This window comes from Amycolatopsis sp. cmx-4-83 (assembly GCF_046548815.1).
GTDB classification, from domain to species: domain Bacteria; phylum Actinomycetota; class Actinomycetes; order Mycobacteriales; family Pseudonocardiaceae; genus Amycolatopsis; species Amycolatopsis pretoriensis_A.
In genome coordinates this window covers 1-12780 of sequence record NZ_JAEBEF010000007.1, presented here as the reverse complement: position 1 = coordinate 12780, position 12780 = coordinate 1, and the positions used below count along the sequence as shown (strand labels likewise).

General features: G+C 71.9%; 14 protein-coding genes and 1 pseudogene. 10 read left to right on the top strand and 5 right to left on the bottom strand.

Annotated features, from left to right (window positions below):
• Positions 1-8: 8 nt before the first annotated feature.
• Positions 9-1124 carry an FAD-dependent oxidoreductase gene (locus ACLJQM_RS21655; RefSeq protein WP_410632566.1) on the bottom strand — a complete coding sequence of 372 codons (1116 nt, stop codon included), beginning with the start codon at positions 1122-1124 and terminating at the stop codon, positions 9-11.
• Positions 1125-1206: 82 nt separating this feature from the next.
• Between ACLJQM_RS21655 and ACLJQM_RS21650 the strand changes: the two genes are divergently transcribed.
• Positions 1207-1860 carry a TetR/AcrR family transcriptional regulator gene (locus tag ACLJQM_RS21650; protein WP_247012251.1) on the top strand — a complete coding sequence of 218 codons (654 nt, stop codon included), beginning with the start codon at positions 1207-1209 and terminating at the stop codon, positions 1858-1860.
• Positions 1861-1891: 31 nt separating this feature from the next.
• Here ACLJQM_RS21650 and ACLJQM_RS21645 read toward each other — a convergent pair whose 3' ends face one another.
• Positions 1892-3334 carry an MFS transporter gene (locus ACLJQM_RS21645; protein WP_410632565.1) on the bottom strand — a complete coding sequence of 481 codons (1443 nt, stop codon included), beginning with the start codon at positions 3332-3334 and terminating at the stop codon, positions 1892-1894.
• A 629-nt stretch (positions 3335-3963) separates the two neighbouring features.
• On the opposite strand from ACLJQM_RS21645, the gene ACLJQM_RS21640 reads away from it, so the two are divergent.
• Genes ACLJQM_RS21640 through ACLJQM_RS21625 form a run of 4 tightly spaced genes read left to right on the top strand, consistent with a single transcriptional unit; the run spans position 3964 to position 6203 of the window.
• The gene (locus ACLJQM_RS21640; protein WP_410632564.1) at positions 3964-4494 is read left to right on the top strand and encodes a hypothetical protein; all 531 of its coding nucleotides are present in this window, start codon (positions 3964-3966) and stop codon (positions 4492-4494) included.
• The gene (locus ACLJQM_RS21635; protein WP_410632563.1) at positions 4491-4706 is read left to right on the top strand and encodes a hypothetical protein; all 216 of its coding nucleotides are present in this window, start codon (positions 4491-4493) and stop codon (positions 4704-4706) included. Before ACLJQM_RS21640 ends, ACLJQM_RS21635 begins: the two co-directional genes overlap by 4 nt.
• Entirely contained in the window at positions 4690-5250 is a 561-nt protein-coding gene (gene shbA / locus ACLJQM_RS21630; RefSeq protein ID WP_410632562.1) for an RNA polymerase sigma factor ShbA, read from the top strand. Before ACLJQM_RS21635 ends, shbA begins: the two co-directional genes overlap by 17 nt.
• 32 nt (positions 5251-5282) lie before the next feature.
• Positions 5283-6203 (top strand): TAXI family TRAP transporter solute-binding subunit, encoded by a 921-nt coding sequence (locus tag ACLJQM_RS21625; protein ID WP_410632561.1) that lies wholly within the window; start codon positions 5283-5285, stop codon positions 6201-6203.
• Here the strand turns inward: ACLJQM_RS21625 and ACLJQM_RS21620 are convergent.
• Together ACLJQM_RS21620 and ACLJQM_RS21615 are read right to left on the bottom strand one after the other, a co-directional pair.
• Positions 6200-7597 carry a sensor histidine kinase gene (locus ACLJQM_RS21620; RefSeq protein ID WP_410632560.1) on the bottom strand — a complete coding sequence of 466 codons (1398 nt, stop codon included), beginning with the start codon at positions 7595-7597 and terminating at the stop codon, positions 6200-6202. The two genes, ACLJQM_RS21625 and ACLJQM_RS21620, sit on opposite strands and share 4 nt — an antisense overlap.
• Before the next feature lie 4 nt (positions 7598-7601).
• On the bottom strand, positions 7602-8276 hold the full coding sequence (locus tag ACLJQM_RS21615; RefSeq protein WP_247025225.1) for a response regulator transcription factor: 675 nt from the start codon (positions 8274-8276) through the stop codon (positions 7602-7604).
• Positions 8277-8504: 228 nt separating this feature from the next.
• Between ACLJQM_RS21615 and ACLJQM_RS21610 the strand changes: the two genes are divergently transcribed.
• The 5 genes from ACLJQM_RS21610 (at position 8505) to ACLJQM_RS21590 (ending at position 12652) form a co-directional block, all read left to right on the top strand.
• Positions 8505-9233: an amino acid ABC transporter ATP-binding protein gene (locus ACLJQM_RS21610; RefSeq protein ID WP_003054447.1), complete on the top strand. Its 729-nt coding sequence runs from the start codon at positions 8505-8507 to the stop codon at positions 9231-9233.
• 56 nt (positions 9234-9289) lie between these two features.
• Positions 9290-10216, top strand: coding sequence for a glutamate ABC transporter substrate-binding protein (locus ACLJQM_RS21605; RefSeq protein ID WP_410632559.1), 927 nt, complete (start codon positions 9290-9292; stop codon positions 10214-10216).
• 95 nt (positions 10217-10311) lie between these two features.
• The gene (locus ACLJQM_RS21600; RefSeq protein WP_410632558.1) at positions 10312-10959 is read left to right on the top strand and encodes an amino acid ABC transporter permease; all 648 of its coding nucleotides are present in this window, start codon (positions 10312-10314) and stop codon (positions 10957-10959) included.
• Positions 10956-11834, top strand: a complete 879-nt coding sequence (locus ACLJQM_RS21595; protein ID WP_410632557.1) for an amino acid ABC transporter permease — start codon at positions 10956-10958, stop codon at positions 11832-11834. The genes ACLJQM_RS21600 and ACLJQM_RS21595 overlap by 4 nt, the downstream gene beginning before the upstream one ends.
• Before the next feature lie 80 nt (positions 11835-11914).
• A complete protein-coding gene (locus ACLJQM_RS21590; protein ID WP_360766553.1) occupies positions 11915-12652 on the top strand; it encodes an SDR family NAD(P)-dependent oxidoreductase in 738 nt (245 codons plus the stop codon).
• On the opposite strand, the pseudogene ACLJQM_RS21585 reads toward ACLJQM_RS21590, so the two are convergent.
• Positions 12649-12780, bottom strand: a pseudogene (locus tag ACLJQM_RS21585) (IS481 family transposase); the annotation flags it as partial. The gene ACLJQM_RS21590 and the pseudogene ACLJQM_RS21585 overlap by 4 nt on opposite strands.

Genomic DNA, 12780 nt, shown 5'->3' with positions numbered 1-12780 from the left:
CTGCTTCCCTACGCTTCCGCCTGAGCCAGCAGGGCGACCATGCTGTGCGGCGCGTCCGCGCCGAACATGACTTCGTAGATGTCCTCGTCCGCGGCTTCGGCGGCCGCGCGCTCGAACATGCGCTGCTCGTACGCCACCAGCGCGCTCTCGACGTCATCCCGGTGCGAGGCAAGGGCTTCCCCGAGTTCGGCGCCGTCCAGCATGGCCAGGTTGGCGCCTTCGCCGTTCGGGGGCATGAGGTGCGCCGCGTCGCCGAGCAGGGTCACCCCCGGCACGCGGTCCCAGCGGTGCCCGGCGGGGAGCGTGTGGAGGCGGCGGAGCACCGGCGGGGTGTCGCTCGCGGTGATCAGGGCGGTGAGCTCCGGGGCCCAGCCGTCGAACTCGGCGGCGGCCCGCGCGGTCACCTCGGCGGGGTCGAGGCCGGCGAGCCAGTCCTCGGGCTTGCGCAGCTGCGCGTACGTGTGCAGGGTTCCGCCGCTTTCCCGGTGGGCGAGGATGCCGTGGCCCGGCGCGAGCGCGAACAGCGATCCGGCGCCGACCGCTTCCGCCGCGGCCGGGTGGCGGGTGTCGCCGTCGAGGAGAAACGTCTCGACGACCGAGACGCCGACGTACTCGGGTGTGGCGCCGGAGAGCAGCGGGCGCACCCGCGACCACGCGCCGTCCGCGCCGACCAGCAGGTTCGTGCGCATGCTGGTGCCGTCCGCGAAGTCCACTTCGTGGCGGCCGTCGCCGAGCGCCCGCACGGCGACGGCCTTGTGGCCCCACCGGACGACGCCGGGCGGCAGCGCGTCGAGCAGCAGCTGCCGCAGTTCGCCGCGCTGCACCTCGGGCCGCTCGCCCGTGCCGTCGTCCGGCCGGTCGAGCAGCACGGTCCCCGCCCGGTCGAGGACCCGGTAGGACTCCCGGCCGGGTAGGACGAGCTCGCGGAACCCCTCGGTCAGGCCGGCTGCCTCCAGCGCGGGCCGGCCGTTCCACGGGTGGATGTCGAGCATCCCGCCCTGGCGGCGCGCGGCCGGCGAGGGCTCGGCTTCGTGGACGGCGACCGGGATGCCGTGCCGGTGCAGGACGCGGGCCAGCACGAGGCCGCCCAGGCCTGCTCCGATGATCGTGACTTCTTCGCTCATGGCGCTCCTTCGATTGGATCGTCGATCCGAACCAAGCTAGCACGACTTTGGAGCGCCGATCCAAACGTGCGATGATGAGCCCATGGCGAAGCGGCGCACGGACGGCCTGTCCCGGGAAGTGATCGTCGAGGCGGCGACCGGCCTCCTCGACGAAGGCGGCGAGGCCGCGCTGACCTTCCGGGCGCTCACCGGGCGGCTGAGCACCGGCTACGGGGCGATCTACCACCACATCGCGAACAAGAGCGACCTGCTCGCGGCGGCCACCGACGACGTCATCGCCGGGGTCGTGACCGGCGTCGTCGTCGGCGCGGAGCCGCGGGAAGCCCTGCGCACGGTCGCGCTGGGCCTGTTCGACGCGATCGACGCCCACCCGTGGGTCGGCGCCCAGCTGTCCCGCGAGCCGTGGCGCCCCGCGCTCCTCGAGGTCTACGAGCGCATCGGCGGGCTGCTCGACGCGCTCGACGTCCCCGGGGAAGCGCTGTTCGACGCCGCGGGCGCGCTGGTGAACTACGTGCTCGGGGTGGCGAGCCAGAACGCGGCGAACGCCCGGCTCCTCGCCGGCGACGTCGACCGCTCGGCGTTCCTGTCCGGCGTCGCCGCCCAGTGGGCCGCGCTCGACCCGGCCCGGTACCCGTTCGTGCACAAGGCGGCGGCCCGGCTGGGCGAGCACGACGACCGCGAGCAGTTCCTCGCCGGCGTCGACATCTTCCTGGCCGGCATCGCGACCCTCGGCTAGGAGCCGCGTCCGAGGTCCGTCGACCGCGCCGCTAGACGGACTCCAGCTCGGGCTCGGGCGCCGCGGCCCGCGGGCGGGCCAGGAGGCCGACGAGCGCGACGACCAGACCCGCCACGGTGAACCCGGTCACCACGACCAGTGCCGGCACCCATCCGCGCAGCAGTGCGGCGGTCGAGGATGCGCCGTCGCCGGCCGCGGTCAGCACCGCGGTCACGACCGCGAGGCCGATCGCGCCGCCGACCTGCAGCGAGGTGTTGACCAGGCCGCCGGCCAGGCCCTGCTCGCCGTCCGGGATGCCGGCCGTGGCCTGGATGTTGAACGACGGGAAGGCCAGCGCGAAGCCGAGCCCGAGCAGGATCATGCTGGGCAGCACCGAGCCGACGTAGCCCGAGTGCTCGTCGACGCGCAGGAACAGCGCGTAGGAGAGCACGTGCGCGACCACCCCGGCGAAGATCGCGCGGGCCGTCCCGACGCGCTCGATCAGCGGGTCGACGCGCGGGCAGCCGAACGCCACGATCATCGCCGCCGGCAGGAAGCCCAGCGCCGTCTGCAGCGGCGACCAGCCGAGCACGCGCTGGAAGTAGAGCATCACGACGAACTGGACGCTGATGAAGGAGGCGAAGAACAGCGCGGCGCCCAGATTGGCGCGGGCGAGCGGGCCGGAGCGGAGGATGCCCAGCCGCAGCAAGGGGTTGCGGGTGCGCTTCTCGATGAGCACGAACGCCACCAGCAGCGCGACGGCGACCACGAACGTGATCAGCGTGCGGGGCGCGACCCAGCCGGTTTCGGGCGCCTCGACCACGCCATACACGAGCAGCAGCGAGCCGCCGACCCCGGTGAGCGCGCCGGGCAGGTCGTAGCCGCCCGACGGCTCGGTGCGGTACGCGGGGATCAGCTTCCACGCCACGACCACCACCGCCGCGGCGAGCGGCGCGGGCAGCAGGAACGTCCAGCGCCAGCCGAGTTCGGTCAGCAGCCCGGAGAAGACCAGCCCGGCGGAGTACCCGCTGGCCCCGAACACGGCGAAGATGCTGATCGCCTTGTTGCGCGCGGGCCCTTCCCGGAACGTCGTGGTCACGATGGACAGGGCCGCGGGCACGGTGAACGCGGCGGCCGCCCCCTTGACGAAACGGCTCACGATCAGCAGCGTCCCGTCGTCGACGAGCCCGCCGAACAGCGAAGCCAGCGCGAACAGCGAAACGGCGGCGAGGAAGACCCGGCGCCGCCCGAGCAGGTCGGCGGTGCGGCCGCCGAGCAGCAGCAGCCCGCCGAAGCCCAGCACGTACCCGCTGACGACCCATTGCAGCGCGTTCGTGGACAACCCGAACTCGGCCTGGATGGCGGGCAGCGCGACCCCGACCATCGACCCGTCGAGGGCGTCGAGCGCCGTGACGATCGAGACGGTGAGGAGAACTCCCCACAGCCGCGCGTCCCACCGGGTCGAAGCGGTGGACAGGTACGTGGCAGAACTCATGGGTCCGACGTTAGGTTCGCACGTTCCCGGAGCTCGTCTCATGGACTGCGGTGCGCGGCCCGCGGCAACGGGCCGGCCGGTGCTGCGAGCCTCGCCCGGACGAAGTGACGGAGGTCCTCAGCCGTACGCCCCCTTGTCGTCACGGCGGGCACCGGACGTTCCCCGGCTGAGACGAACAGCGGAAAAAGCGCCGGTACCAGGCCGGCGCCGGCGATGAGGTCCCGCGGCAACGGGACCGGTGCGGCTTCGAGCCTCGCCTGGACGGTGCGACGGAGGTCCTCGGCCATTCGCCCCCTTGTCGTCGCGGCCGCCGCCGGACGTTCCCCGGCTGAGACGAACAGCGGAAAAAGACGACCCTTGATCGAATCTCGTTCCGATCACGGCGATTTCCGGAAAATATGACAGACCGTTGCCGGCGGCTACGCGGTGGGCCAGGATCTCGGTAATTCGGTCGCACCGAGGATCTTGGGCCCGGACGGCAATCCGGCACCCCGGCGGCGGCTGCCTCGCCTGGACGACGTGATCGAGGAGGATTTCCGGTGCCCCCTTTCGTGAGTACCCCCGTGCCCGCGTACCGGCCGCGGCCGGGGCGGAGAAAATCGGCGTTGCCCGCCGAGGCCGGACCCGCCGTGAAAGCACTGAAGAAGTGGCTGCGCGGTTTCGTCGGTGAAACGTCGCTGGAAGAAGTTGCGGCGGCGGCGAGCTACTCCGTGAGCGCCGTGTCCGGCGCGCTCGGCGGCGCCGAACTGCCCCGCCTGCGGCTCGTGCGCGGCATCGCCGCCGGTGTGGGCGCTCCCGTGCACGAGGCCCACCGGGTCTGGTGGGCCGCCGCGCTCGAGGAGTTCGCGAAGCACAACCCGGACCTGCCCGGCGACGCGCTCGCCGGGCTCGCGCTCGACCTGCGGCGGGCCATGCTCCGGCACGACCTCGGCAAGGTCGACGTGCTGCGCCGGATGGCCCGGCTGTGCGAGGCCGACGGCGACGTCACCAAGGCGATGTCGCGCGCCACCCTCTGCCGGCTGCTGAGCGGCACCACGCTGCCGCGGACCGACCAGATGACCGTCTTCCTGCGCGCACTGGGCCTGCGCGACAGCGAGGTCGAGCAGCTGACCGGCCGCTACGAAGAACTCAGCGCGGCCCGGCGGAAGGCGGCCCGGTGAGCGGCAACGTCGTCCGGCTGATCGAGAAGATCGTCACCAGCACGCCGAACACCCTCCGGACCGTGCTGGTGATCCTGCTGGTGATCGGGGCCGTGGTGGGCGGGCTGTGGTTGCTGCGGGCCGACTTCACCGCCGGGCCGATCAGCATCACCGGCCGCGAGACCACGGCGCCGTGCGCGAACCCGGGAGGGCCGGTTGCCTGCGGACGCTGACCCGGGTGCACACGTCACGATCGACGGCGAAAGCACGTCGGCGGAACAGGTGCTGGCATACATCCGGCCGATCGTCGTGCGTTACTGCCACGCCCGGATGGGCCGCGGGAAGCACTCGCTGGTTTCACCCGACGACGTCGCCCAGGAGGTGTGCCTCGCGGTACTCACCGCGCTGCCGTCCTACCGGGACAGCGGTCGTCCGTTCCTGGCGTTCGTCTACGGCATCGCGGCGCACAAGGTGGCCGACGCGCATCGGGCGGCCGCGCGGGACCGGTCGGAGCCGGTCCCCGACCTGCCCGAACGTCCGGCGAGCGGCGCCGAGCCCGAGATCACCGCCTTGAGCAACGAGCTCAACGGACGCCTGGGCCGCCTGCTGGCGTTGTTGCCGCGTCAGCAGCGGGAGATCGTCGTCCTGCGGGTGGTGGTCGGGCTCTCGGCGGAGGAGACCGGCGCCGCCGTCGGCGTGTCCCCCGGCTCGGTCCGGGTGGCCCAGCACCGAGCGCTGACCAAGCTGCGCACGCTGGTCGAAGGGATGACCGACTGACGGCGGGCGCCGGGGTCTGGCACGATCGACGGGTGACCGGGACCCGGCGGCTGCGCGGACTCGTGATGGCGGCCGTCCTCCTCCTGGTCCTCTCCGGCTGCTCCGGCGAGTTCGCCGACGTGCGGCTGCGGATCGCCGCCGGCAACCCGGGCGGGGTCTACGACAGGCTCGCCCAGCCCCTCGCCACCGCGTGGCAGAGCGGGCTCGACATCGAGCGGCCGCAGGTGCTGCAGACCCAGGGGTCGCCGGACAACGTCGCGCGGGTGCTGAGCGGGCAGGCCGACGTCGCCTTCGTGGCCGCCGACGTCGCCGCCGACCAGTACCGGACCAACCGGGGGCTCGCCGCCCTCGCCCGGATCCACGACGACTACCTGCACGTCGTCGTGCGGTCCGACTCCGACATCCGGTCGGTGGCGCAGCTGCGCGGGCGCCGGATCGCGATCGGCTCGCCCGCCTCCGGGGTCGAGTACATCGCCGGGAAGCTGCTCGCCGCGGCCGATCTGACCGGTGCGGTCAGCACGATCACCCGCGGCCTCGACGACTCCGTCGCGGCGCTGCTCAACGGCGACGTCGACGCGTTCTTCTGGTCCGGTGGGCTGCCGACCCCGAAGCTGGCGGACAACAAGAGCCGGCTGCGGCTGGTCGACATCGCCGACCAGATGCCGAAGATGCAGGCGCTCAGCGAGGTCTACGGCACCGCCACCATCCCGGCGAGCACCTACGACCAGCTCCAGCCGGTGACCACGCTCGTGGTGCCGAACTTCCTCGTGGTGCCGACGTCGATGCGCGAAGACGTCGCCGAAGCACTGGTCAGCGGCCTGTTCGCGGCCCGGCAGCAGCTCGCCGTCGCCAACCCGGCGGCGCTGTCGATCGACGTCCACCCGGGCATCGAGACCCAGCCGATCCCGCTGCACCCGGGCGCGCTGCGCTACTACCGGGCGAAGAAGACCTAAGCCGCCGGGAACGTCATCGAGATCCGGAGGCCGCCGCCTTCGGGCAGGTCCAGGACCAGTTCACCGTCGGAGTGGGCGACGATCTCGCTGACGATCGCCAGGCCCAGCCCCGAGCCGGGCACGTTCTGGTGGGCCGGGCTGCGCCAGAAGCGGTCCAGCGCGCGGTCGAGCTCGTCGGGCCGCAGGCCCGGGCCGTGGTCGCGGACCGACAGGCGCACGCGGTCGTCGTCGCGCTCGACGGTGACCTGGATCTCGGTGCCCGCCGCGGTGAACTTCAGCGCGTTGTCGAGCAGCGCGTCCAGGATCGTCTCGGCGCCGCGCGGCGGCATGCGCACGCACACGCCGTCGCCGGGGGTGTCCACGACCAGCCGCACGTCCCTGGCCTCGCCGACCACCGACCAGTCGGCGACCCGCTCGGCGACGGCCTCGTCCAGCACGACCGGGTCCAGCTCGCCGCCGGAGGCCTCGGCGCGGGCCATCGACAGCAGCCCGTCGAGGATCTGGTGCAGCCGGCCCGCGTCGACCCGCGCGGCCTCGAGGTCGGCCGCGGCCGGCTCGTCGTCGACGTGGCCTTCGAGGTTGCCGAGCCGGATCTTCAACGCGGTCAGCGGGTTGCGCAACTGGTGGGACGCGTCCGCGACGAACGCGCGCTGCGCGGCCAGCGCCCCCGACACGCTCTCGGCCATCCGGTCGAAGGAACGGCCGAGCTGCCGCAGCTCCGGCGGCCCGCCGCTCTCCCCCACCGGCTCGGCCTCGCGCCCGCTGACCACGGACGCGACCAGCGCGCCGGTCGCGTCGTCGAGCCGGTGCACCGGCCGCAGGATCCACCGGACCACCGGGATCGCCACGGCCAGCGCCAGCGTGAACGCGAGGATCCCGCCCGCGGCGAGCAGCAGCCACCACCACAGCACGTCGGCCCGCTCGGCGCCGGTGTCGGACACGGTCACGACCGCGCCGCGCACCTCGCCGTCGGCGAGCACGGGTTCGGCCAGCACCAACGGGGTCGCGTCCCACGGCATCAGCACGCCGCCGGGCTGAGAACGGCGGCCGGCCAGCGCCTCGTGGACCGGGTCGCTGATCCGCGGGGCGCGCATGTCGAGCCGTGCGGCGTTCGGGCCCAGCGAGCTGCCCACCGGCTTGCCGTCCTGGTCGAAGACGAGCACCTGGACGCCGTACACCTCGGTGTAGCGGCGCAGGTCGGGGTCGAGCAGCGACGGCTTGTTGTCCAGCAGCGGCCGCTGCGCCAGCGACGCGAACCGCGCGGTGTCGGTCAGCCGGTCGAGGAAGAGGTCCTGCTGCGCGCCGGCGGCGATCGTGGTGGCCAGCGGGATGCCCAGGCCGAACACCAGCAACGCGACCAGCGTCAGCACGATGCCCTGCAGCCGGACGCGCACGCCGTCAGCTCCGCGAGACCTGGCCGCCGAGCCGGTAGCCGACCCCGCGGACCGTCTCGATCAGCGCCGGGCGGCCCAGCTTCGTCCGCAGCGTGGCGACGTGGACGTCGAGCGAGCGGCTCTCCGCGGGACCGCGGTGGCCCCACACCTCGGTGAGCACGTGCTCGCGCGAGCAGACCGCGCCACGCGCGCCCGCGACCAGCGCGAGCACCTGGAACTCCTTGCGGGACAACGCGACCGCGCGCCCGTCGACCAGCACCTCGTGCCGGGACAGGTCGACGCTGACGTCCCCGACCCGGATCACCACCGGCTCGGCCGTCGTGTGCTCGCCGCGGCGGCGGCGCACCGCCTCGACCCGGGCGAGCAGCTCCTCGACGTCGTAGGGCTTGACCAGGTAGTCGTCGGCGCCCGCGCGCAGGCCCTTGATCCGGTCGTCGACCTCGCCGCGCGCCGACACGACGATGATCGCGACGTCGCTGACCGCGCGGATCTGGTGGCACAGCGTGACGCCGTCGATGTCCGGCAGGCCGAGGTCGAGCAGGATGACGTCGACCTCGTTCACCCGCTCGAGCACACCCGCGCCGGTGGCCAGCCGGGCGATCGCCAGGCCGCGGCGGGTCAGCGCCGGGATCAGCGCCCCCGCGACCCGGTCGTCGTCCTCCACCAGCAGCACCCGCACCCGTCCACCCTCCCTGGTGACCTGCTTCACCGCGCCGGTAGCGACGAACTCTAGGACGTCGGCGCGCCGGGTGCCGAATCGGACATCGATACCCACTTGAAACCCTAAGAATGGGTCAAGCCGCCTTGCGAGCAGGTGGAGCAACGGTAGGTTCTCGCCATCGCGTGGTGACCCACGCCGCATTCGACCGATCCTGGAGGCCAGATGACCGCGGAGGTGGCGGCGCCGATGATCAAGGCGTCCGCCGTGAACAAGTACTTCGGCGACCTGCACGTGCTCAGGGAGATCACGCTCGAGGTGCCCCGCGGCCAGGTCGTCGTGGTGCTGGGCCCCTCGGGGTCGGGCAAGTCGACCCTCTGCCGGGCCATCAACCGGCTGGAGCCGATCAACTCGGGCGAGATCGCCGTCGACGGCGTCCCGCTGCCCGCCGAAGGCAAGGCGCTCGCCGCCCTGCGCGCCGACGTCGGCATGGTGTTCCAGTCGTTCAACCTGTTCGCGCACAAGACCATCGTCGAGAACGTGATGCTCGCGCCGGTGAAGGTCCGCAAGACCTCGCAGGCCGAAGCGCGCAAGACGGCGATGGAACTGCTGGAGCGCGTCGGCATCGCCAACCAGGCCGACAAGTACCCGGCGCAGCTCTCGGGCGGCCAGCAGCAGCGCGTCGCCATCGCGCGGGCGCTGGCGATGCGGCCCAAGGTCATGCTGTTCGACGAGCCGACCTCGGCGCTGGACCCGGAAATGGTCCAGGAAGTCCTCGACGTCATGACGGGCCTGGCCAAGGACGGCATGACGATGCTCGTCGTGACCCACGAAATGGGCTTCGCCCGCCGGGCAGCCGATCGGGTGATCTTCATGGCCGACGGCGAGATCGTCGAGGACACGACGCCCGAGGAGTTCTTCACCGCACCCAAGAGCGAGCGCGCGAAGGACTTCCTCGGCAAGATCCTGACCCACTGAGAGAACGTTCCGCGGCGCCGTCGCGCCGCGGGTGACGACACACAGGAGAGATTCACATGAGGATCCGCACCCTCGCGGTGGGAGTGCTCGTCGGTGGCCTGACGCTGACCACCCTGACCGCCTGCGGCAAGGAAGGCACGCCGAGCACCCCGGGTGCCGGCGACCAGAGCGGTTCGAGCGCCGCCGCGCTGCCGACGTACCCGGTCGCTTCCGGCGTCGACCTGGCCGGCTCCCCGGTGTTCGCGAAGATGAAGTCGGCCGGCGCGCTGACCGTCGGCGCCAAGGACGACCAGCCCGGCCTGGGCCAGAAGGACCCGACGACCGGCAAGTTCGGCGGCTTCGACATCGAGATCGCGAAGCTCGTCTCGGCCGGCCTCGGCTTCGACCCGGAGAAGATCACCTTCCGCACGGTCGACTCCGGCGCCCGTGAGCAGACGATCGCGAACGGCGACGTGAACTACTACGTCGGCACGTACTCGATCACCGACAAGCGCAAGGCGCTCGTCTCCTTCGCCGGCCCGTACTTCGTCGCCGGCCAGGACCTGCTGGTGCGCAAGGACGACTCGTCGATCACCGGCAAGGACACCCTCAAGGGCAAGAAGGTCTGCTCGGTCACCGGCTCGACCCCGATCCAGAAGGTCCGCTCGGAGAACCTGACCGAGCCGGGCAACATCGTCGAGTTCCAGAAGTACTCGCAGTGCGTCGAGAAGCTGCTGTCGAAGGACGTCGACGCGGTCACGACCGACGACGCGATCCTCAAGGGCTACGCGTCCCAGGACCCGGACAACCTGAAGGTCGTCGGCCAGACGTTCTCCACCGAGAAGTACGGCATCGGCCTCAACAAGGACGACAAGGTCCTGCGCGACAAGGTCAACGAGATCCTGCAGAAGGCGCTGGACGACGGCACCTGGCAGAAGATCTACGACGCCACCCTCGGCAAGTCGGGCTCGGCCGCCAAGAAGCCGACCCTCGAGAAGTACTGACGTGACACCGAGGCCGGTGGACCGGGGTTCCCGGTCCACCGGCCTTCCCACATCCACCACCTGACCACCGCCTGAAACGGACGCGGGGAAGGCTCATGGACGTCCTCTTCAACAACCTGGACCTGTTCGGTCCGTTCTTCCTCCGCACGATCGAGCTGTTCGTGCTCTCGGCCGTCGGCAGCCTGGTCCTCGGCACGGTCCTGGCCATGCTGCGGGTGAGCCCGGTGCCCGTCTTCCGCGCCGTCGGCACGACGTACGTGACGATCGCCCGGAACACCCCGCTGACGCTGGTGTTCGCGTTCTTCGTGTTCGCCTACCCGCTGCTGGACATCGTCAAGGTCGACTACTTCCCGGCCGCGGTGATCGCGCTGACCGTGTACACGTCGGCGTTCATCTGCGAGGTCGTGCGCTCGGGCATCAACACCGTGCCGGTCGGCCAGGCCGAGGCGGGCCGCGCGCTGGGGCTGACGTTCGGCCAGATCCTCGGCCAGGTCGTGCTGCCGCAGGCGCTGCGGTCGGTCGTGCCGCCGCTGATCAGCACCCTGATCGCGCTGCTGAAGAACACCACGATCGCCGCCGGTTTCTCCGTCGCGGAGGCCGGCGCGATCCGCTCGTACCTGTCCGAACGCGGCGAGAACCAGCTGGTCGGCCTGCTGTGGGTCGCACTCGGCTTCATCATCCTGGTCGCCGTGCTGTCGTTCGTCCAACGCAGCCTGGAGAAGCGCTGGAGCGTGGCCCGATGAGCAATGTCCTCTTCGACGTCCCTGGGCCGAAGGCCCGGCTCCGCTACCGGACCTACGCGGTCGTCGGCGTCGTCGCGGTGGTCGGGTTCATCGCCTACATCGGGTGGCGCTTCTACGACAGCGGCCAGTTCACCGCCCGCAAGTGGGAGTGGCTGCAGTACGCGCAGGTGCAGCGCGACCTCGCCAACGCGGTGCTCCAGACCCTCGAGGCGTTCGCGTCCGCGGCCGTGCTGGCCCTGATCTTCGGCGCGATCTTCGCGGCGGGCCGGCTGTCGGACCACGCGTGGATCCGCGGGATCGCCGGGTTCGTCGTCGAGTTCTTCCGCGCCATCCCGGCCCTGATCCTGATGTTCCTGTTCTACTTCGGCCTGCCGACCATCGGCGTCCCGATGACGCCGTTCCTCGGCGTGGTGCTCGGCCTGACGCTGTACAACGGCTCGGTGCTGGCGGAGGTCTTCCGGGCGGGCATCCAGTCGCTGCCGAAGGGGCAGAGCGAAGCCGCGTACGCGCTGGGCATGCGCAAGACGCAGGTGATGTTCCTGGTCCTGCTGCCGCAGGCGATCCGGGCGATGCTGCCGACGATCATCAGCCAGCTCGTCGTGCTGCTGAAGGACACCGCGCTCGGCTTCATCATCACGTTCCAGGAGCTGCTGTACTACGCGCGGTACATCGGTTCGCAGGGCACGTTCGGGCGGCCGATCGTGCCGTCCACGATCGTGGCGACCGTCATCTACGTCGTGATGTGCCTGCTGCTGACCGCGCTGGCGACGTACCTGGAGCGGCGCAACCGCCGCAACAAGAAGGTCGCCGCCGGGACCGGCGGCAAGCTCGAGCAGGTCGCGCTCGGTTCGGCCGCCGGCACTGCCGGCGGCTGAGTCCCCCCGCTCACCGAAAGGCCCCCGGCGTACCCGTCGGGGGCCTTTCGGTGTCCGCCGATCTCCCCTAGCGTCGGGCCATGGGTGTCGCACTGGTGACCGGAAGCTCCCGAGGCCTGGGCCGCACGATCGCCCGGCGGCTGGCCCGCGACGGGTTCGCCGTGGCGCTGAACGGCCTGCACGACGATCCCGACCTCAAGGCCGCCGCGGAGGCGGTCCTCGCCGAAGGCGGCCGGGCCGCGGCCTTCGCCGCCGACGTGACCGACCGGCGCGCGGTGGGCGAGCTGGTCGACGCGGCGACGGCGTTGCTGGGCCCGATCAGCGTCCTGGTCGTCAACGCGACCGGCCCGCAGCCGGACGTCCTGCTGTCCGATGTGGACTGGGCCGGGCACCTGGGCCACCTGGACTTCTTCGTGCGCTCGCCGGTGCTGCTGGGCCACGCGGTGCTCCCGGGCATGCGCGCCCGCGGGTACGGCCGGATCGTCCACATCGATTCGGAGGTGGCGGACCGCCCGCCACCGGGCCGTTCGGCGTACGCGACAGCCAAGGCGGCCCAGGCCGGCCTGGCCCGGGCGTGGGCCCGCGAGCTGGCCCCGGACGGCATCACGGTCAATTCGGTGGCCCCGGGCTTCGTCCCGGTGGAGCGCCACGCGGACGTCCCGGAAGCCGAGCGCGCGGCCTACCTGGCCGGGGTGCCGATGGGCCGCCTGGGCACCCCCGACGACGTGGCCGCGGCGGTGAGCTTCTTCGCGTCGGAGGGAGCGGGCTTCATCACGGGCCAGCGGCTGCTGGTGGACGGCGGCCGCGCCCTCGGCTAGCTGTATTGCCCTGTGAGGTTGGGGACGCGGCTGGCGGGGGGTTTGCCGGCGAGTGCGGTGTGGCCGCGGTGGTGATTGTAGGTGTGTAGCCAGCCTGGGAGGGCTTCGCGGCGCTGGGTTTCGGTCTG

Bases quoted from the DNA above. Each gene is read 5' to 3' on its own strand.
- ACLJQM_RS21655 (WP_410632566.1), bottom strand. From the start codon at position 1,124: ATGAGCGAAGAAGTCACGATCATCGGAGCAGGCCTGGGCGGCCTCGTG.
- ACLJQM_RS21650 (WP_247012251.1), top strand. From the start codon at position 1,207: ATGGCGAAGCGGCGCACGGACGGCCTGTCCCGGGAAGTGATCGTCGAG.
- ACLJQM_RS21645 (WP_410632565.1), bottom strand. From the start codon at position 3,334: ATGAGTTCTGCCACGTACCTGTCCACCGCTTCGACCCGGTGGGACGCG.
- ACLJQM_RS21610 (WP_003054447.1), top strand. From the start codon at position 8,505: ATGATCAAGGCGTCCGCCGTGAACAAGTACTTCGGCGACCTGCACGTG.
- ACLJQM_RS21605 (WP_410632559.1), top strand. From the start codon at position 9,290: ATGAGGATCCGCACCCTCGCGGTGGGAGTGCTCGTCGGTGGCCTGACG.
- ACLJQM_RS21600 (WP_410632558.1), top strand. From the start codon at position 10,312: ATGGACGTCCTCTTCAACAACCTGGACCTGTTCGGTCCGTTCTTCCTC.
- ACLJQM_RS21595 (WP_410632557.1), top strand. From the start codon at position 10,956: ATGAGCAATGTCCTCTTCGACGTCCCTGGGCCGAAGGCCCGGCTCCGC.
- ACLJQM_RS21590 (WP_360766553.1), top strand. From the start codon at position 11,915: ATGGGTGTCGCACTGGTGACCGGAAGCTCCCGAGGCCTGGGCCGCACG.